The organism is Weizmannia sp. FSL K6-3076 (assembly GCF_038007245.1).
GTDB lineage: Bacteria > Bacillota > Bacilli > Bacillales > Bacillaceae_C > Weizmannia > Weizmannia faecalis.
In genome coordinates this window covers 3,425,123-3,445,424 of record NZ_JBBOWU010000001.1, presented here as the reverse complement: position 1 = coordinate 3,445,424, position 20,302 = coordinate 3,425,123, and the positions used below count along the sequence as shown (strand labels likewise).

At 45.6% G+C, this 20,302-nt stretch carries 13 protein-coding genes; 6 read left to right on the top strand and 7 right to left on the bottom strand.

Annotation, left to right across the window (positions count from 1 at the left end; translation table 11 throughout):
• Positions 1 to 187: 187 nt before the first annotated feature.
• Both NSS95_RS16285 and NSS95_RS16280 read right to left on the bottom strand, forming a co-directional pair.
• Positions 188 to 2,572 (bottom strand): phosphoketolase family protein, encoded by a 2,385-nt coding sequence (locus tag NSS95_RS16285; RefSeq protein WP_153013161.1) that lies wholly within the window; start codon positions 2,570 to 2,572, stop codon positions 188 to 190.
• 140 nt (positions 2,573 to 2,712) lie between these two features.
• Positions 2,713 to 3,438 (bottom strand): GntR family transcriptional regulator, encoded by a 726-nt coding sequence (locus tag NSS95_RS16280; protein WP_014096657.1) that lies wholly within the window; start codon positions 3,436 to 3,438, stop codon positions 2,713 to 2,715.
• Between the two features lie 26 nt (positions 3,439 to 3,464).
• On the opposite strand from NSS95_RS16280, the gene NSS95_RS16275 reads away from it, so the two are divergent.
• The gene (locus tag NSS95_RS16275; protein WP_110134276.1) at positions 3,465 to 3,725 is read left to right on the top strand and encodes a diguanylate cyclase domain-containing protein; all 261 of its coding nucleotides are present in this window, start codon (positions 3,465 to 3,467) and stop codon (positions 3,723 to 3,725) included.
• 38 nt (positions 3,726 to 3,763) lie between these two features.
• On the opposite strand, the gene NSS95_RS16270 is transcribed toward NSS95_RS16275, so the two are convergent.
• Entirely contained in the window at positions 3,764 to 5,227 is a 1,464-nt protein-coding gene (locus tag NSS95_RS16270) for an alpha-amylase (RefSeq protein WP_061086813.1), read from the bottom strand.
• Positions 5,228 to 5,515: 288 nt separating this feature from the next.
• Between NSS95_RS16270 and NSS95_RS16265 the strand changes: the two genes are divergently transcribed.
• The 3 genes from NSS95_RS16265 (at position 5,516) to NSS95_RS16255 (ending at position 9,167) form a co-directional block, all read left to right on the top strand.
• The gene (locus tag NSS95_RS16265) at positions 5,516 to 7,720 is read left to right on the top strand and encodes an MMPL family transporter (protein WP_340714028.1); all 2,205 of its coding nucleotides are present in this window, start codon (positions 5,516 to 5,518) and stop codon (positions 7,718 to 7,720) included.
• Positions 7,721 to 7,998: 278 nt separating this feature from the next.
• Positions 7,999 to 8,499, top strand: a complete 501-nt coding sequence (gene queF / locus NSS95_RS16260; protein ID WP_014096661.1) for a preQ(1) synthase — start codon at positions 7,999 to 8,001, stop codon at positions 8,497 to 8,499.
• Between the two features lie 11 nt (positions 8,500 to 8,510).
• The gene (locus NSS95_RS16255) at positions 8,511 to 9,167 is read left to right on the top strand and encodes a queuosine precursor transporter (protein WP_014096662.1); all 657 of its coding nucleotides are present in this window, start codon (positions 8,511 to 8,513) and stop codon (positions 9,165 to 9,167) included.
• A 519-nt stretch (positions 9,168 to 9,686) separates the two neighbouring features.
• On the opposite strand, the gene NSS95_RS16250 is transcribed toward NSS95_RS16255, so the two are convergent.
• Both NSS95_RS16250 and deoC read right to left on the bottom strand, forming a co-directional pair.
• Positions 9,687 to 11,432, bottom strand: a complete 1,746-nt coding sequence (locus NSS95_RS16250; protein ID WP_340714027.1) for an ABC transporter ATP-binding protein — start codon at positions 11,430 to 11,432, stop codon at positions 9,687 to 9,689.
• Positions 11,433 to 11,574: 142 nt separating this feature from the next.
• The gene (deoC, locus tag NSS95_RS16245) at positions 11,575 to 12,279 is read right to left on the bottom strand and encodes a deoxyribose-phosphate aldolase (protein ID WP_260832158.1); all 705 of its coding nucleotides are present in this window, start codon (positions 12,277 to 12,279) and stop codon (positions 11,575 to 11,577) included.
• 426 nt (positions 12,280 to 12,705) lie between these two features.
• On the opposite strand from deoC, the gene poxB reads away from it, so the two are divergent.
• Positions 12,706 to 14,430 carry a ubiquinone-dependent pyruvate dehydrogenase gene (gene poxB, locus NSS95_RS16240; RefSeq protein WP_071452182.1) on the top strand — a complete coding sequence of 575 codons (1,725 nt, stop codon included), beginning with the start codon at positions 12,706 to 12,708 and terminating at the stop codon, positions 14,428 to 14,430.
• Positions 14,431 to 14,637: 207 nt separating this feature from the next.
• Here the strand turns inward: poxB and uraA are convergent, their stop codons facing one another.
• Positions 14,638 to 15,918, bottom strand: coding sequence for a uracil permease (gene uraA / locus NSS95_RS16235; RefSeq protein WP_046721054.1), 1,281 nt, complete (start codon positions 15,916 to 15,918; stop codon positions 14,638 to 14,640).
• Positions 15,919 to 17,039: 1,121 nt separating this feature from the next.
• Here uraA and NSS95_RS16230 point away from each other — a divergent pair.
• A complete protein-coding gene (locus NSS95_RS16230) occupies positions 17,040 to 18,542 on the top strand; it encodes a DHA2 family efflux MFS transporter permease subunit (protein WP_328228967.1) in 1,503 nt (500 codons plus the stop codon).
• A gap of 520 nt (positions 18,543 to 19,062) precedes the next feature.
• On the opposite strand, the gene pepT is transcribed toward NSS95_RS16230, so the two are convergent.
• Entirely contained in the window at positions 19,063 to 20,295 is a 1,233-nt protein-coding gene (pepT, locus tag NSS95_RS16225; protein ID WP_061577768.1) for a peptidase T, read from the bottom strand.
• Positions 20,296 to 20,302 lie beyond the last annotated feature (7 nt).

Here is a 20,302-nt window from a genome sequence, read left to right as displayed (position 1 = left end):
CTTGTCTTTCTATTTTAAAATAAAATTCTATTTATTGAAATAGAAATGTTGGATTTGGAAAAGAAAAAACCCGTTTTCTCTATAGAATGAAAAAACGGTGGGACACGATTCATGATGGTGTCCCGCCGTTTTATATTTCATTGGTTTTTTCAGCGGTTTCGATACGTCCGCCCGGTTTTTCTTGCTGTTATTTTATCGCTTGCCACTGCCAGTTTTCGATTTCCGGCAGATCTGTGCCTTCTTCGCGGATGTACGCATGATGTTTTTGCAGCATGCTGTCCATTTCGCTGATGAGGGCTGCGTGCCGGGCTGTATCAGGCAGGCTTGACACCACTTCTTTTACAAGGTCAAACCGATCCATCTGGTTCATCACGCGCATGTCAAACGGCGTTGTGATATCCCCGTTTTCACGGTAGCCGTGCACATGCAGATTGTGGTTTGCACGGTCAAAAAACAAGTCTTTGATCAGGCCTTCGTAACCGTGGAAGGCAAAAACAACCGGTTTGTCCTTTGTAAAATAGGCGTCGAACGCTTCATCCGAAAGGCCGCGCGGATCCAATGCCGGGCTTCTTAATTTCAAAATATCGAGCACATTGATCATGCGAATCTTCAATTTCGGCAGTTTTTCGTGCAAAATCGAAACAGCAGCGAGGCTTTCAAGCAACGGTTCTGTCCCGCATGCGGCAATGACAATATCCGGATCACCGTCTTCGTCTGTGCTTGCCCAGTCAATGATTTTCAGTCCGCGGTCTGCCAGCTCTTCCGCTTCTTCAACGGTAAACCATTGCGGGCGCGGGTGTTTGGAAGAAACAATCAGATTGATTTTCCCGCGGTCGTTCAGGATTTTGTCAAATACAGCGAGCAGCGTATTGGCATCGGCCGGCAAATATTCGCGGATAAATTCCGGTTTTTTATCAGCCAGGTGGCCAAGAATGCCCGGATCCTGATGGGTATAGCCGTTATGATCTTGTTGGAATACAGTGGAAGTGGCGACCACATTCAATGACGGGATATCCGCACGCCACTTTTGTTCTGCTGCTTTTCGCAGCCATTTGAAATGCTGGGTGATCATCGAATCGACGACACGCAGGAACGCTTCGTAACTTGCAAAGAAACCGTGGCGGCCGGTTAAAACATAGCCTTCCAAAAATCCTTCCGCCTGGTGCTCAGACAGTTGCGAGTCAATGACACGGCCGTCCGGTGCCAAAAATTCATCATTCGGTTCTTTGATTTTTTCCACCCATTGCCGCTTTGTGGCCTCAAATACTGGCGCCAGGCGGTTCGACATCGTTTCATCCGGGCCGAAAATCCGGAAGTTGCGTTTGGCTTCATTTTTTAAAATCACGTCTTTTAAATATGTCCCTAAAACGGTCATATCCTGCGCCATCTGTTTTCCATGTTCCTTGTTGTCCAGCGCATAATCGCGGAAATCCGGCAGATCAAGGTCTTTGATATGGAAGCCGGCATTGGTGGCAGGATTCATCGCCATTCGTTTGCTGCCTTTCGGGGCGATCTCGGCAATTTCCGGTCTCAGCCGCCCGTTTTCATTGAATAATTCTTCCGGCCTGTAACTTTTCATCCAGTTGATTAAAACATCGAGATGTTCCATATGGTCCTGGTCGACCGGAACCGGAATCTGGTGGGCGCGGAATGAATGTTCAACCGGCTTCTCGTCCCATTCCTTAGGGCCGGTCCACCCTTTTGGCGCACGGAAAACAAGCATTGGCCAAGCGGGGCGGGTGGTGTCACCGGTTTTTCGGGCATGTGACTGGATGGCTTGGATCTGTTCGATCATTTGGTCCATTACATACGCCATATCGCGGTGCATTTCTTGCGGGTCTTCTCCTTCAACGAAATACGGCCGCCAGCCGAGCCCTTCAAAATAAAGCGCCAGTTGTTCATCAGACATACGGGAGAGCATGGTCGGATTGCTGATTTTAAAACCGTTTAAAAGCAAAATTGGCAGAACGGCGCCGTCCGTTACCGGGTTGATGAACCGGTTGGACAACCAGGAAGTGGCAAGCGGCCCGGTTTCCGCTTCCCCGTCGCCGACGACAACAGCGGCCATTAAATCGGGCTGGTCCAAAATGGCGCCGGTGCCGTGTGAAAGGGAATAGCCCAGTTCGCCGCCTTCATGGATCGATCCCGGCGTTTCCGGTGCCGCGTGGGAAGCAATGCCGCCCGGGAATGAAAACTGTTTAAACAGTCTCTTCATCCCTTCTATGTCCTGTGTTACATTCGGATAAATTTCAGTATAACTGCCGTCAAGATAAGAATTGGATACCATCACCTGGCCGCCGTGCCCCGGCCCTTCAATATAAAACATATTTAAATCGTATTTGTTGATCACTCGGTTCAGATGGGCGTAAATAAAGTTCTGCCCTGAAATCGTCCCCCAGTGCCCGATCGGTTTTGCTTTCAGATCAGAAGGCTTTACGGGTTCTTTTAATAACGGATTGTCTTTTAAATAAAGCTGGCCAACCGAAATATAGTTGGCTGCACGCCAGTATGCATCTAAATTTTTCAGATAAGCAGGGGAGGAATAAGCGACTTGCGAAGCTGCCATTGCCATTTCAACCGCTTCCTTTCATTTATCATCTACGTTCATCATACCGCTTACACCTAAAAAATCAATCTTTTTACAAATTAATACGGTCCAAATTCGTGAAATTATGAACATATCATGTCTAAAAAAGCTGAAATGCATTCAGCCTACTCTGACACCGATACAAATGTATTGAACTTTAAATATTGATAGTGGAGCCGCATATGGGAAAACTCAAACGGCGTGCCGTTGTCGAGAAAAAAGATGCCTTCCATAATACCGACCGGTTCATGTTCTTTTAAACGCAAAAGTTCACGGTCCTTCGCGTTGGACGGTTCTGCAAAAATAGATAAAAAAGATTTCGTTACGGCCATATTGTGGACATCTTCCAGATAGTTGAAAATGGAGCCTTCAATGATTTCGGGCGTTAAATTTTGGACGATTTTTATCGGAATATAACCGGTCTCGATCATAAACGGATCCTCATCAAACAAGCGGAGCCGGCGTATTTTATAAACAAAATCATGGGGGTTCAAAAACAAATTCCGCTGCAATTCTTCTGTCGGCGGAATGACCTCAAAACAGAGCACTTTTGTGGCCGGCTTTTGGCCATACATGTGAAAATTGTCGGTGACACCGAGGTTTGTGCCTTCGTAATTAAAAATGGACGCGTTTTTTATATACAAAGGATTGATGAATGTTCCGGAACCGCGTTTTTTAAAAATAATGCCGTCGTTGGCCATTTTCGAGAGCGCCCGCTTAATGGAACTGCGGCTGACCTGATAGGCTTCACTCAGGCTTCGTTCATCCGGCAGTTTCATATCGGGGAACTGTCCGGCAAAAATTTTTTGTTTCAAATCATCGATAATTTGCTTGTATACGAATTGTGCCATGGCGTATCCCTTCTAAAGGTTTCTGTATGAACAGTTTACCACAGATTCTTTTTGGTTCAATGAATCACAACAGGCGCCAAGTTTTGACCGCGTTGCAAAACCGGATGGTGGAAGCGTTCAGCCGCCCGTTCCAAATCGGCCCCCACTCAATAGAAGCAACAGGCAGCATCGGGATCAGTTTGTATCCGGACCATGGCAGCGATGAAGAAACCTTGATTGCAAAAGCGGATGAAACGATGTACGAAATTAAAAAACGCGGCAAAAACAGTTATAAGCTGAAAGAATGAAATAAGCACCGTTCCGGAAGATGGAACAGTACCCCTCCTTAGTTTTCATCCGTTTCCTGTACCCAGACAGAAACGCTGCCGCCGTTAACCGGAAATCCTGCATAGCCGTCTTCGCCAATTGTAACTTTTTCCTGCCGGTTGCCGGTAGCGTCCACCCAAACCTCGCCAGCGCGCTCTTTTCCGACAAGCATTCTTTTTTCGCCGTTCTCGCCGTTTGAGATAACGACGGCACAGCCGGAATGCGGGATCTCCGGAACGCCGCGGCGCACCCAGCCGATTGTGTTCGGATGGTCGAAATAATCATCTTGCTCGCCATACGCTTTTTCCCGCCGAACAGATAAAAGCGGGGAAAGGGCGTCTTTTTTTCCGGGAATCGGATTGTCGCCGCCGATGCCGTACATATCCCCGTAAAAGACGCACGGATAACCGTCTTTTCGCAGCAGAATCAAAGCATAGGCGCTCTGCTTAAACCAGTCGTCCACCCATGATTCCAGCGATTCGTTCGGCTGTGAATCATGGTTATCGACAAACGTAACAGCATTCAGCGGGTGCGTTTGAACGAGTGTATCATGAAAAATCGTCGTGAGGTCAAACGCGCGCCCTTTTTTAGATGCTTCATGCAATTTATAATGGAGTGCAACATCGAACAAATCGATTTTAAACTGTACATGGTCGAGGTATTTTTGGCACGCTTCCAGCTGCGGATTCCAGAACTCGCCGACAAAATAAAAATGGTCTCCGCGGTGTTCCATTAAGGCAGCGGCAAAGTCGCGGATAAAGTCATGGTTGATATGCTTAATGGCATCGAGCCGGTAGCCGTCGCAACCGGTCGTATCGGCCAGCCATTTTCCCCATTCGATCATTTCTTTTTTTACATCCGGATGGTTGTAATCAATGTCCGCGTACATCAAATAATCGAAGTTTCCAAATTCGTTGTCGACATGCTCACTCCAATGCTTATTTTCCCCGACAATACGGAAAATGCCGTTCCGCCCTGTCCGGTTGTCGTAATCGACGCCACTGAAATGGGTATGATTCCACGTAAAATCAGAATACTTGCCTTTCCGGTTTGTAAAATTGAACTTTGTCCAGCCTTCTATTTCAAACGGTTCGGAAATTTCTTTGTTGCGGTCCATCGGGTCGACCTCCACCACTTGGAAAGATTCGGTTTCATCCGCGCCCGCTTTATGGTTCATGACGACATCGATATAGACCTGGATATCGTGCTCGTGGCAGGCGTTGATCGCTTCATGTAATTGCTGTTTTGTCCCGTACTTTGTCCTGACGGTGCCTTTCTGGTCAAACTCCCCGAGGTCGTAATGGTCGTACACCCCGTAACCATTGTCCATGTCTGACTGTCCTTTTGTCACCGGCGGAAGCCAGACGGCATCAATCCCGCTTTTCTTTAATTCAGGCGCCATTTCTTTCAGCCGGTTCCAATGGCTGCCGTCTGCTGGCGTATTCCATTCAAAAAACTGCATGATTGTATGATTCCGTTCCAAGAAAACTGCCCCTTCCAAAAGAAGTAATAGTTGATGCGTTTAGTATAAGTGAACATGAAAAAATTTTCAATCAATTATGATTTTAAGCATGACAAAAGGCGAAGAGAACAAAGGTACTATTCCCGCTTTCGTTTCGCGAAAACATCTTTTTACAAGCAGGTTTTCCTTTTGTTTTTCCAAAAATGGTTTAAATCCAGCCCCCGGCTCTCCTTTGCGCCCCGATTTGGTTGTTTGGCCGGTTTATCTATAATAATATAGTGATAAGTCTGTAAAAAAGGTGGGGAACCAATGAAAAATTTACTGGTAAAGTTCACGGGAGCATGTGCAGGAAGGAGAGGGAGATGGGTAACGCTTGCCGCATGGATCCTGGTCGTGTCCGTTTTGTCTGCTGTTTTTCCGAATGTGAATAAAGTCACGGATAACAGCGCAGCAAATCTGCCGGATTCAGCCATGTCCGTCCGGGCTGAAAAGGTGGCTGAAAAACAGTTCCCGAATGCGGGCACGCCGCTTCTTATCGCCTGGTACCGTGAAGGCGGACTCACGCAGCAGGATTACGGAACGATTGCTAAATTGTACGGGGATTTAAAGAAAAACCCGCTTCCCGCACAAAGTTTTATCCCACCGTACGAAAAAATGCCGCCGCAGGCACTAGGCGGGCAGGCTTCAAAAGACGGCACTACGATGGTTACGCCGGTATTTATGGAAAAAAGTGCAGGAACGGATGAACTCGCTGATAACTTGAAAGAATTGAAAAAGAGAGTGACATCCCTCGAATCGAAAGCCGTTTTGAATAAGAAACTGGCGGATACCGGCCTGCATGTCCGCTTCACAGGGCCTGCGGGCATATCCACGGATGCGGTGTCCCTATTTAGCAAAGCGGATATCACCCTGTTGATTTCTACCGTGCTGCTTGTGCTAGTGCTCTTGATTGTATTGTACCGGTCGCCGATTTTGGCGCTTGTTCCGCTTATCGGTGTCGTATTTGCTTATGGGGCAATCGGGCCGATATTGGGTTTTCTTGCAAAAGAAGGCATCATTACAGTGGATTCCCAGGCCACTTCGATCATGACTGTCCTCTTATTCGGGGCCGGCACGGATTACTGTTTATTTCTTGTTTCGAAATACCGTGAATGTTTGCTGGAAGAAGAAGATAAGATAAAAGCGCTGCACACGGCCATCCGGCATTCAGGCGGCGCGATCATGGTCAGTGCGATTACGGTCGTGCTCAGCCTGTTCACATTGCTTTTTGCGCACTACGGGACGTATCAGCGGTTTGCCGTTCCGTTCAGCCTTGCCATTTTTATCATGGGCATTGCTGCATTGACACTGCTGCCGGCGCTGCTTTCCATTTTAGGCCGGGCTTCTTTCTTTCCGTTTATCCCGAGAACAGAACAAATGGCCCGCGCCCTGGAAGCGAAAAAAGGGAAAAAGATCCGCCGTCATGCTGCGCATGGGAAATGGAGCCGGAAAGTGGGAGAAGCGGTCACAAGAAAGCCGTGGCTGATCATTGTGCTGAGCGTCATCATTCTCGGCGGGCTCGCTTCCTTCGCACCTAAAATCGCGTATACGCAGAACTTGATTGAGTCGTTCCCGAAAGATATGCCATCGCGTGAAGGCTATGAAATCATCGCAGACCATTTTTCGCCGGGCGAGCTGGCGCCTGTCCAGGTAATCGCAAATACGGAAGGAAAAGGCGCGAATGTAAAGGCAGCGCTTGAAAAACTGCCGTTTGTTGACACCGTAACCGGGCCGCAATACGGGAAAAAAAATAAACAATATGAATCTTACAATGTAAGATTAAAAGATAACCCGTACAGTGAAAAAGCAATTCAATCCATCCCGGTGATACAAAAGCAATTGCAAAAGGCCGGCCTGTCCAAAAACCAAATCTGGATCGGCGGCGTTACCTCTTCCCTTTATGATACGGCAAAGGTGACTGAAAGGGATATGAAGGTCATTGTCCCGTCTGTCATTTTCATCATTGCCATTTTGTTGCTGCTGTATTTGCGGTCACTCGTTGCCATGGTTTACTTGATTGTGACAGTTCTGCTTTCCTATGTGGCGGCATTGGGCGCAGGCTGGCTGCTGATCCATTATGGGTTGGGCATTTCTGCCATCCAGGACCTTATTCCGCTCTATGCATTTGTATTTCTTGTCGCTCTTGGGGAAGACTACAATATTTTCATGATCTCGGGCATTTGGAAAAACAAACAGCATTTGCCGCACAGGCGCGCGATTGCCCTTGGCGTAACAGAAACAGGTGCCGTCATTACCTCAGCCGGGCTGATTTTAGCCGGAACGTTTGCGGTTTTAACGGTGCTCCCGATCCAAATATTGGTCCAGTTCGGCATTGTAACCGCGATTGGCGTTCTGCTGGATACCTTTGTCGTCCGCCCGCTGCTCGTGCCGGCGATTACCACCGTGCTCGGCCGCTATGCCTTCTGGCCGGGAAAATTATTTGCGAAAGCGGAACCTGTAAAAAGTGAAGACTGATCGCTTTTATTTCGAATGAATGAAAGATTCTCTCGTTCAAAGGGTTTACAGGCGCCTCACCATTTTCTAAAATGGTAAGGAACACCTACCCGACCGGGAGAGGTATTGAACAGTTGCATAAGCATGAGGTTCATAGCAAACCCTCTATAAAAAACTATGGATAAATGGATCAAAAAGCCATGTCCATACGGGATGTGGCTTTTTTCATCTTATTCTGGCACGGGTCTGCGCCTCTCTTGGAAAAAATGAGGGGAACATTTTTGACAGGAGGTTTTTTTATGGCTGGAAGAAAACAAGAAGAAGGATTGCAGGACTTAACGTTGCTCGGCAACCAAAAAACAAGATACCCGGCGGATTACGATCCCGGGGTATTGGAGGCGGTTGACAATCTGCATGCGGACCGTGACTATTTTGTAAAATTCAATTGTCCGGAATTTACAAGTCTGTGCCCGCTTACCGGACAACCGGATTTTGCAACCATGTATATTTCTTATATACCGGACAAAAAAATTGTCGAAAGCAAATCTCTGAAACTGTATCTTTTCAGTTTCCGCAACCATGGCGATTTTCATGAAGACTGCGTCAATATCATCATGGACGATCTCATCAAGCTGCTTGATCTCCGCTACATTGAAGTGTGGGGAAAATTTACGCCGCGCGGGGGTATTTCCATCGATCCGTGGTGCAATTACGGGAAGCCGGGCACCAAATATGAAGACATGGCCCATTTTCGCCTGATGCATCACGATCTGTATCCTGAAAAAGTGGATAACCGGTGAGGGGGATACAGATGAATGCATACTTAAATGGCATGTTTGTCGGGCTGCTGATTTTATCGAATATCATTTCTGTGAAGCTGTTTCATATTGGCGATGCGATTGTGCTGCCCGCTGCCGCCATCATTTACATTTTTACGTATCCCCTTGTTGATGTTACAGTGGAAGTTTACGGGAAAAAGGCGGGCCGGGCAACGGTCCAGGCAGGTTTTCTCACCCAAATCCTTGCCCTGGTTTTTATCGTGGCCGCCATCCATCTCCCGGCTGCCCCTTCTTTTCAGCACCAAGATGCCTTTAAAACGATTTTAAGCGGCAGTTTCCGCGTCGTGTTGGCCAGCCTGATTTCGTATTGGGTCAGCCAAAATCTCGATGTTTTTGTATTTCATAAGCTGAAAACAAGGCACGGCAGAAAAAAACTGTGGCTGCGCAACAATGCTTCCACGATGTTCAGCCAGTTGATCGATACGTCTATTTTTATCGTGATTGCTTTTTACGGAACGGTGCCGCCTGGGATGATTGGAACGCTGATTCTCACCCAGTATATTTTTAAATTTGCAGCTTCGATCATCATGACCCCGGTTGTCTATTTGCTTGTCGGCCTGATCCGCAAAACCCGGAGCGAAAATGGGTTGCAAACCGTCCCGGAAGCAGTGGAAAAAGGAAACGCATAAAACTTTACACGAACGGAAGTGGCTTCTTTTGTGCCCGGCCTGGTCGGGTATGAAAGAAGCCGCAACTGTTTCCGGCGAAATTAACGGGTTGCGAATGCCGATTTACCGATAAAAAAATCATTCCCAGCACCAACCGGAAATGAAATATTGCAGCATAAAAAGCAGCACATAGCAATCTTGCTAATTACCAGAATGAGGAAAAGTCACGACAATCAGCGGGACAACTATTGCCCAGTATGAATATGACGAAAACGGACTGCGGAACCAAACGAACACTACTATGATAAGGGCAACAATTTGTCCATGAACGTGGTATTATAGTTGGAAAATGAGGAAACAAGTATGCTTTATATAAAATTGGTTAAAAAATCATTTTAGCTCACCATTTAGCTCCAGCTGCCTACACAGAGGCAGCTGAGGATTATATTTGGCTTAGGAGAGAAGCAGATCCTAACATTTTTGGGAATAAGGCAGGTTTGGGAACTTTTTCATTTTAAACTTCTATTTTTCTTTCGAAATTCAGGATTGATTCTTATTCAGTCCTTGATGTTGAATCAAATTTCTATAATAAGCGTTGGTTTGGTATAGAGTCTCATGCTTGCCATCTCCAGTAATTTTACCATTTTCCAATACCAAAATCCGGTCTGTATTCATGATGGTTGATAAACGATGGGCAATTAAAATGACGCCCACATGTTCAGATAAATGTTTCAAAGAATCTTGTAATAAATATTCAGATTCTGAATCTAAATTGGCGGTTGATTCATCCATTAGTATAAAATCAGGTTTTCTTAGAAAAGCCCTGGCAATTGCAATTCTTTGTTTTTGCCCGCTTGATAGACGATTCCCGTACTCCCCTATCTCACTTCCATATCCATCAGGAAGTGCTAATATAAAACCATGAGCATTGGCAAGTTTTGCTGCATGAACAATTTCTTCTTCCGTTACTGATGATAAACCATAAGTGATATTATCTTTTACCGTGCCGTCAAAAAGTTGTGAATCCTGTGGTACATAACTAAAGGACTGTCTCCATAATCCCGGCTCCACTTCTCTAAAAGAAACATGATCTAAGTACATTTCTCCTGATTGCGGTTCATAAAAGCATTCAATAAGATTAAAGATTGTTGATTTTCCAGCCCCACTTTCTCCGATTAATGCAACGATCTCTCCTTTATTGACATGAAAAGAAATATCTTTTAAAACTTGCTCCTCATGATAAGAGAATGTAATATGAGACAATATTAAGGTGTTAAATGAATTTTTATTCTTAACGGAATTTGTTAAGAAGCGATCAGGTTCAACATCCTCATTTAGGATTTCAAAAATCCTTTTTAGAGAGCCTTTTGCTTCCTGATAAGATGTAAAAAACATATTGATATTTATAAATGGGGCAATCACTTGGAATAAGTAAATAATAAATGCTACTAATTTTCCAATTGAAATATCCCCGTTGCTGACCCGCAAGGCCCCTAATCCGACAACTGAAATGAGTAATAAGAAACCAAATGTACCTAGAAATGGACCAATAACAGCATTAAGAATCGAACTTTTAACTCCCAGTTTGTAAAGTGAATAAAATTTATCTTTCCCACTTTGCAACTCTTTTGTTTCGGCTCCAAATGACTTTACTATTTTAATATTCCTCAATATTTGTGAAGAGAACATTGTAAGTTCAGATATTCTGTCTTGTGATTTGTAGGCAATCTCCCCAAAACGTTTACCAAATGGAATAATAATAAAAAGGGATAGCGGGACAACAATAATGAGAGCAAGCGTCATTGGAATATCTAAAAACAACAAAATGACGATAGAAACACAGAGCGTAAAAAATGAGGATATTAGATCAACCATCTCATCCGTTACAATCGACGCTACAGTAGTTGTATCATTTGTTAATCTACTCACAAGCTCCTCAGATTTATTTTTCTGGTAGTATTTCATGGGCAATTGTAATGTTTTATTCCACAGTGCTTCCCGTAGATTAAATATTACTTTTTCTGCAGATACGGAAAGTAAAAATTGTGAAATTGAAGATGCCACACTCTCTAGTAATGAAAAAACAATAATCCAAACGATCAGTTTGATGTCTATATTTGATTTTAACTGATCAATTAATCTTTCAATAAGCAGAGGGACAGTAAGACTGATCACACATCCCAAAAGGGAAAGAACAGATGCTGAAAAAAAGAGAATCTTAGATGGTTTAGTTGTCTTAATTATATCTACGAACGAAAGGCTGCTTCCGTTGCTATTATCATTCATATATTTAAATTGTCTCCTTTTTAAATATACGGATAGTTTAGAAATAAATCTCTAATGAACTAAAAGGAGCATATCTTTTTTAAAGGATGGCTTTAAAAAAGATATGCGAAATGAATCTATAACTAAGGCTCTAGATTTACCATTATTCGATCGTCATCACGCCATCTGTTGCTTTTGTCTGGAGACTGGCCATGATTTGTACGCCTGACCTTGTGCCGATCCGTTCGGCGCCTGCTTCAATCATCGCCAGGAACGTTTCAGCGTCGCGTATACCGCCTGCAGCTTTCACTTTTACATCGTCCCCGACAATTTCTTTCATAAACCGGACATCTTCTATTGTGGCCCCGCCTGTTCCGAACCCGGTAGAAGTCTTAATAAAATCGGGCTTTACCTTTCTGGCAATCCGGGCCAGCGCCTCGATTTCATCTTTTTCCAAATAGCAGTTTTCAAAGATCACTTTTGAAATGACACCTTCTTCCCTGCAAATGTCCGTAATGGTTTCCATCTCTTTTTCGATATAACGGTAGTTCTTATTTTTTACTTCGGACAGATTCACGACATAGTCAATTTCGTCTGCCCCGTCTTCGATCGCATCTTGTGTTTCGAACACTTTGGTTTCAAGCGTGGTCTGCCCGAGCGGGAAAGAAATGGCTGCGCCGACATGGATATCTGTACCCTCCAGCAAGTGTTTGCAAAGGGCAGTTTGGACGGAGTTAATTGCCACCATTTTAAAATGGAACTGCTGCGCCTCCCTGCAAAGTGATTCCATTGCCGCTTGATCCGCAAACGGTTTTAAATTGGTATGGTCAATCATTTGTGCCAGTTGGTCAATTGTATAACGTTTCATATTCTTCATTCCTTTTATCATCCATCAATACCATCATAACGCAAATTGCATGAAAAAGGGTTTGTCTGTTTTGCGGCAGCGAAAAAATGCAACCGCTTTAAAAATGTGTATTAATATCTTTTACATATGGACTAATACAGTTTTGTGCAAAACAAGCATTTTATAATTTTTTTCATGCAAAAACCTTGTTTTTACCGCATATATAGGTTTAATATATAAATGTGAACTTTTTATGAACAAATATAGTACAGATTTATTTTTTACTATAACAGTTTGTATGCCAAATGCCGAAGGGTGCAAGAACAGCGAAGAAGGAAGGGATCATTGGCTAGGTTTGCCGCAATGCGGATAAAGGAATTAGGAGATTGAAAGCCGGCATTTAGGAGATACTAACGAAAAATAAATGGAAAAGAAGGGGATTGACAAATGGCAAAAACGATAGCGGATTTGCTGATTGATTCATTATTAAATGCAGGTGTAAAAAGAATTTATGGGATCGTCGGGGACTCTTTAAATGCAGTGCTCGACTCTATCCGGCGTTCAGGGCGGATTGAATGGGTCGGCGTGCGCCATGAAGAAGTGGCTGCTTTTGCAGCCGGTGCAGAGGCTACCTTAAATAACAGCATTGCGGTTTGCGCAGGAAGCAGCGGTCCTGGAAACTTGCACCTTATCAATGGGCTGTATGACTGCAACCGGTCACGTGTGCCGGTTTTGGCGATTGCCGCCCATATTCCGAGCAGTGAAATTGGAAGCGAGTATTTCCAACAAACACGGCCTGAATTGATTTTCAAAGACTGTGCGCATTTTATTGAAACAGTACAACGCCCGGAACAAATGCCTTTAATGGTAAATATGGCGATGCAACAAGCGGTCGCAAACCAAGGCGTCTCCGTTCTTGTTTTGCCTGGTGATGTTGCAGGCCTGGATGACAACGTAGCAGTGCCGCAAGTACCGGTCCATTTTGCCAAACCGGTCGTGAAACCGTCAGAAGAAGATTTAACACAGCTTGCTTCTTACTTAAACGACGGGAAAAAAGTAACGCTGCTTTGCGGTGCGGGTTGCCAAGGTGCCCATGACGAAATTATGGAACTGTGCAATAAATTGAAATCGCCAATGGTCGTTGCACTGCGCGGTAAGGAGTTTTTGGAATACGATAATCCTTACTTTGCAGGGTTGACAGGCTTGATCGGATATTCTTCCGGCTATGACGCCATGATGGAATGCGATACGCTGCTGATGCTCGGTACAGACTTCCCGTACCGCCAATTCTATCCGAAAAACGCAAAAGTGTTACAGGTTGACATCCGTTCCGAACATTTGGGACGCCGGACCCCGCTGACACTCGGCGTTGTCGGAGATGTAAAAGATACGGTTGAAGCTTTGCTGCCAATGATTCAGGAAAAAGACAACAGCAAGCATCTTGAAAAACATGTCAAAGCTTATCAAAAAGTAAGAAAAGATCTCGATGAATTGGCTGTTGGCAAACCTGGACGCAAACCGATCCACCCGCAATATTTGACAAAGCTGGTCAGTGATCTGGCAGATGAAGATGCTATCTTCACTTGCGATGTGGGTACACCAACGTTGTGGGCAGCACGTTATGTGCAAATGAACGGCAAACGCCGCCTGCTCGGTTCATTTAACCACGGTACGATGGCCAATGCGCTTCCACAAGCGATCGGCGCGGCTGTTGCACAACCTGGTAAGCAAGTTATTTCGCTCAGCGGGGACGGCGGTCTGTCGATGCTGATGGGTGACATGTTAACGCTCCGCCAGCATAAGCTGCCAGTTAAAGTCGTTGTCTTTAACAACACGGCATTAAGCTTTGTTGAACTGGAAATGAAAGCAGCCGGTTATCCGGAAACCGGAACCGGCCTTGACAGCCCGAACTATGCAGCGATTGCCGAAGCGATGGGCATGAAAGGGATCCGTGTGGAAGACCCAGCTGATCTGGAAGGGGCACTCCGTGAATCATTCGAACATGACGGACCGGCCGTTATTGACGTTGCTGTAAACCGCCAGGAATTGTCCTTGCCGCCTAAAATTACTTATGAACAAGCACACGGCTTTACGCTGTGGATGCTGAAAGCCGTATTAAACGGCCGTGCCAATGAATTAATTGATTTGGCTAAAACAAACTTGATTCGATAATCAAAAGTAAGCCCGGTATCCGTATGGGAAACCGGGCTTTTTCTTTTAAACAAAGGTTTTTTCATATTTTGGAGTGGTGTTTGTGGCTGCTATAAGCTATCGGAAAAGCGGGCCGGGCAAATGGTATGCGGGCTCTCGCGCACCCCGTCCAATATTACAGAAGGGGCGTCCCATCCGCCAGTTTCCGGCTTTTGGGGCGCCCCTTATTTATTCGTTTTCCAAATGGAGCACGTTCAGCAGTTTAAAGAACAGGCTTACTATAATGGCAACGACTGTTGCAAGCCCCATCCCGCTTAATGAGGCGGTGCCGATATTGATCGTTGCGCCGCTTAAGCCAACAGCGAGAACAAGGCAGGTGAGAATCAAATTTTGCGATTTTCCGTAATCCACTTTTTGTTCGACCAGCATCCTGAGTCCGCTTGCCGCAATGACACCGAACAAGAGGAGAGAGATGCCGCCCATAACCGGCTGCGGAATCGATGATATGAGCGCCGCCAATTTTCCGCAGAAGGAAAGGATAATGGCGAGAACCGCAGCGCCGCCGATCACCCATGTGGAGTAGACACGCGTAATCGCGAGCACACCGATATTTTCACCGTACGTCGTATTTGGTGTGGCACCGACAAAACTGGACAGAATCGTGGAAATGCCGTTTCCGAGCAAAGACCGGTCAAGCCCGGGGTCCTTGGTTAAATCTTTTTTGACAATATTGCCCGTGACGATTAAGTGGCCGATATGTTCCGGAATGATGACGAGCGCTGCCGGCACGATCATCATGATATCGGACCAGTTCAGTTTGATCGGATAGTACGTCGGCAATGAAATCCAGGCTGCTTCTTGGACAGGTTTGAGGTCGACAATCCCGAATGCCAGGGAAATCAGGTAGCCGCAAATGATCCCGATTAAGATCGGAATAATTTTAAGAAAGCCGCGCAGGGTAACCCAGCAGACCACAGTGATTGCAAGTGTTAATAAGGAAACCGTGATGGTATCAGGGTCCGGGCTCCAGTGTTTTACGGAAGCATCCGACTGGACGAGGCCTGCCATCTGTGCCGCAGTCGGGACAAGCTGGAGCCCGATCACGGCTACGATCGCACCCATTGCAGCAGGCGGAAAGACAACCTCAATCCAGCCCGTGCCGGCAATTTTAACGATAAGTGCAATGATGACAAGAATAATGCCGACTGCAAGGAATCCGCCCAATGCGTAACTGTATCCGGTAAGGCCCGCATGTTTTGCAAGAACGGCAAATACCGGCGAGATAAAAGCAAAGCTGGACCCGAGATAGGCCGGGATTTTTCCTTTTGTGATCAGGATATAAAGTAGCGTCCCGATCCCGTTCATGAATAAAATGGTCGCAGGATCAATTTTAAACAGGACAGGAACGAGAACGGTTGAACCGAACATGGCAAACAAATGCTGAAAACTTAGCGGCAGGCTTTTGAGAAAAGGTAGTTTTTGGTTAACTTGAATTTCATGCTGTTCCATATTTCTCCCCCTCAATGGATTGGTAAAATGCGAGGCAGGGGTTTTCCAGGAAGTGCCCTTTTGGCAAAAAAAAGCACCTTGCCCGAATGAAAGCAAGGTGCATGGAAGTGCACATTTATCCGGAACCTTGCCAGCCTCACGGGACTGTTTTAAAGGCATTCATTCATCTTTTGTCCTTGCTATTATGGCAGTTCCAACCGGGTTTGTCAATTCTTATTTTGCATTTGCCAGCTTTGGGACCGCGGGTGCGCCAAGTATTGTCACCACCGCGCCCCTCTTTCCAGATGCTTTATCGGGTCTGGTTCTGGTTATTTAGGGCTTGCTGAATAAGAAAAATTCCTAGCTTTGGCAAAAATTTAAGTTTGCATTTGAAAGCTGATTCAATGTATAGAGAAGACAGAATCACGCATTTTCGGAGAGGAATTCTTCTATATTTTAAGACAAATCTTGCTGACAAATCGAGTACAAACTCAGAATCGGATTCGTTCAGCAAGCCCTAACATAGATGGGCTCTATGTGAAGGAAGGCCGTCAATTTTCCACGCTTCCTTAACATAGCCGGGTTCCATGTAAAGGAAGGCTTTCGTTTTTGCTTGCTTCCTTAACGTAGACGCATTCTATGTTAAGAAAGACCATCTTTTTTTCGTGTTTCCTTAACATAGCCGGGCTCTATGTGAAGGAAGGCCTTCAACTTTCCACGCTCCTTTAAAATCTTAACATACTGTGATCGCATTTTGATTTCCATCATTGATATTACATCTGTTAATCGCGAAACCAGCCCTGTTAAAATGCTCCCCCGCTTTTGCTTGTCTTTGATTGCAAAAAAGATTGATTACCGAATGTAACGGTAATTCTACCCGGTAAAATTTTGATGGGCAGCGCTTTTTCCGCAATCGCACTTTGCCCTAATTAAGTAAACTTTTCTCTTGACTTCAGGCTTAAAATGAATAAAATAGTTAGAGTACCGAAAGTTTACCCTCTCTAAATAATCGAAACGCTTTCTTTCTCCCGCTTGAGTGGCGGGAGTTTTCTTCAAAACTTCTGCCAAAAGAAAACCATCTGCATTTCCGGCATAGTTCCGGTATACAACGTTTACACTAACATCATGAATGGGGGATTGGAATGGAAACAATGAATACAAAAAATAGTTCTGTCAGGATTGTCCCTTTTTTTGCGGTGATGATGGCCGGCGCACTGGTGGCATTTTTAAACCAGACGCTGATTAATGTTGCCCTCCCGCAAATTATGAATCATTTACACATTTCTGCTTCTACGGCAAACTGGCTTTCTACGATCTACATGCTCACAAACGGGATTGTCATTCCGGTCACGGCGTACCTTATGAGCCGCTTTACAACAAGGCAGCTGTTTTTGTTTTCGATTGGGCTGTTTGTGGCCGGGACGCTGATTTGTGCAGTCGCACCCGGGTTTTCTGTGCTGCTCATTGGCCGGGTGGTCCAGGCGGCCGGAGCGGGGATTATTTTTCCGCTGATGACTAACGTTATTTTCGTGCTGTTTCCGCCTGACCGGCGTGGTTTTGCGATGGGGATTTTCGGCGTCGCAATGAACTTTGCACCGGCAATCGGCCCGACGCTTTCCGGGTGGATTGTGGAAACCCATTCGTGGCGGACGCTGTTTTTCATCATTTTGCCGATCGCAATCATTGACTTAATTTTCGCTTTTGTTTTTGTAAAAAATGTGACGGAAACGAGCCGGCCGAAACTCGATAAAATCGGTGTCATTTTGTCTTCGCTCGGTTTCGGCGGTATTTTATACGGATTTTCAACCGGCGGCACGAAAGGCTGGGACAGTGTGGAAGTAATGACGACGCTGGCAGTCGGGGTGATTGCTTTCGGCTTGTTTGTCTGGCGCCAGTGGGTCATAGACCATCCTATTTTGGAATTCCGCATTTTTCGTTATCCGGTGTTTACGTTAACGATGGTGATTAATATTATTGTGACGATGGCATTGTTTTCGGGTATGATTTTAATGCCGATTTATATGCAAAACGTGCGCGGTTTCTCGCCGCTTATGTCCGGGCTGATGCTTTTGCCGGGCGGGGTCATCATGGGAATTATGTCGCCGATTACAGGTCGGCTGTTTGACCGCTATGGTGCAAAATGGCTTGCTTTAATCGGGCTTGCCATTACCATTGTGACTACTGTTGCATTGACCCGTCTGAAATTGGATACCTCTTTTACTTATGTCGTCACTGTTTATACGATCCGTAGTTTCGGGATTTCTATTTTGATGATGCCAATCTTTACGGCCGGGTTGAATGACCTGCCGCTTGCGATGAATAAATACGGCACTGCGATGGTAAACACCTTCAGGATGGTAGCAGGCGCTGTCGGGACGGCCTTTTTTGTCTCGGTCATGACGAATAAAGGGATTGCGCATACGAAGGATATTATGGTCTCCAGTCAAATTTCCCCTGCGGATAAAATTCATGCGGCGCTTGCTGCAAGGCAGGGAACGGTGATGGGGATCAATGATGCCTTTATGGTTGCCACCTACCTGGCTGTGATTGCCTTTATTCTTGCTTTCTTTATCCGGAAAACCATCCCGCGCGACAGCCTTCCGGAAAATACAGCCCAGCAGGTAAAACCGATAACGGAATCATAATCAAAATGCGGTGTCCTAAAGCCGGCAGTAGCTGGCGAAAGGACACCTTTTTATCTTGTCCAACGGCATGAAAGAGGCCTGCCTTTTTATTCTGGTGCAGCGGGGTGTTCAAACTAGCCCTCTCTGAAATGATTTTAAAATCTCTGCAAATGCCTGTTTGGTTTTGGTGGAAAAATATAAATAGGGCTTGCTGAACGAATCCGACGCTGAGTTTGTGCCCAATTTATCTGCAACCTCTGTCTCAAAATATAGAAGAATCCATTTGCGAAAAGGGGTGATTTGATCTTCTCCGGACGTTGAATCGGCTTTCGCGTGCAGGCATTTCCCTGGATTTGTTGTAAACCCCTTGCATTTAAATGATTGCCAAAGCTGTCAGCATCCTTTCCAAATCTAGGAATTTCGCTTATTCAGCAAGCCCTAAATACAAAAAAACCGTTGGAAATTCACCTATTCCAACGGTTTTATTCGTTTTTGGCTTTTTTAAAAGCCCTAGCAGTCGAAATATCTGCTGCTGTTTTGTTTACGCTCTTGCTTCAAACCGTTTTGCAATTTCGACAATGACCTGGACGGCTTTTTCCATTGTTTCCACAGAAACGTATTCGTATTTGCCATGCATGTTTTCTCCGCCGGCAAAAATGTTTGGTGTCGGCAGCCCCATGTAAGACAGCTGTGACCCGTCCGTGCCGCCGCGGACAGGAGAGATAACCGGTTCAATGCCGAGGCTTTTCATGGCATCATGCGCAATATCGACAATTTCTTTCACCGGTTCAATTTTTTCTTTCATGTTGTAGTATTGGTCGGCCAACTCTAGCGTAATATTTTCTTCACCGTATTTTTCTTTTAAGCGGTTGACAATCGACTGGAGGTTTGCCTTTTTTGCCTCAAATTTTTCGCGGTCATGGTCGCGGATAATGTAATACAGTTTTGTTTGCTCGACATCTCCGTGGATGGACAGGAGATGATAAAATCCTTCATAACCTTCCGTCCGTTCCGGTACTTCATCCTCGGGCAGGAGGCTGTGCAGTTCCATCGCAATTTTTGCTGAATGGACCATTTTCCCCTTTGCGCTCCCCGGGTGGATATTATTGCCGCGAACCGTAATTTTAGCGGAAGCAGCGTTAAACGTTTCGTACTCGAGTTCACCGAGCGGGCCGCCATCCATCGTATAGGCAAAATCGGCACCGAACGCTTTCACATCAAATTTATGCGGCCCTCTGCCGATCTCTTCATCCGGAGTAAAAGCGACCCTGATTTTGCCGTGTTTGATTTCAGGGTGCTTAAGCAAATAGTCCATGGCCGTCACAATCTCCGTTACGCCGGCTTTGTCATCGGCGCCGAGCAGGGTTGTGCCATCTGTTGTAATCAAAGTTTGGCCAATATAATTTTTTAAGTTCGGGTATTCATCCGGAGACAGGACAACCCCTTGTTCTTTGTTCAAAACGATGGCTTTCCCGTCATAGTTTTCGACAATTTGCGGATTGACGTTTTTCCCTGTAAAATCGGTCGCCGTGTCGACATGTGCCAAAAATCCAATTACCGGGACTTCCTTATCGGTATTGCTTGGCAAAGTGGCAAAAAGATAGCCGTTTTCATCCAGATGGACTTCTTCCATGCCGATTGATTCCAGCTCATCGCGAAGCATGCGGAGGAGTGTCCATTGCCCGTCAGTAGAAGGACAGGTTTCACTGTCTTCGTTAGACTGGGTGTCCACTTTCACGTATGTAGTAAATCTTTTCATTAACGCTTCTTTCATTATCTTC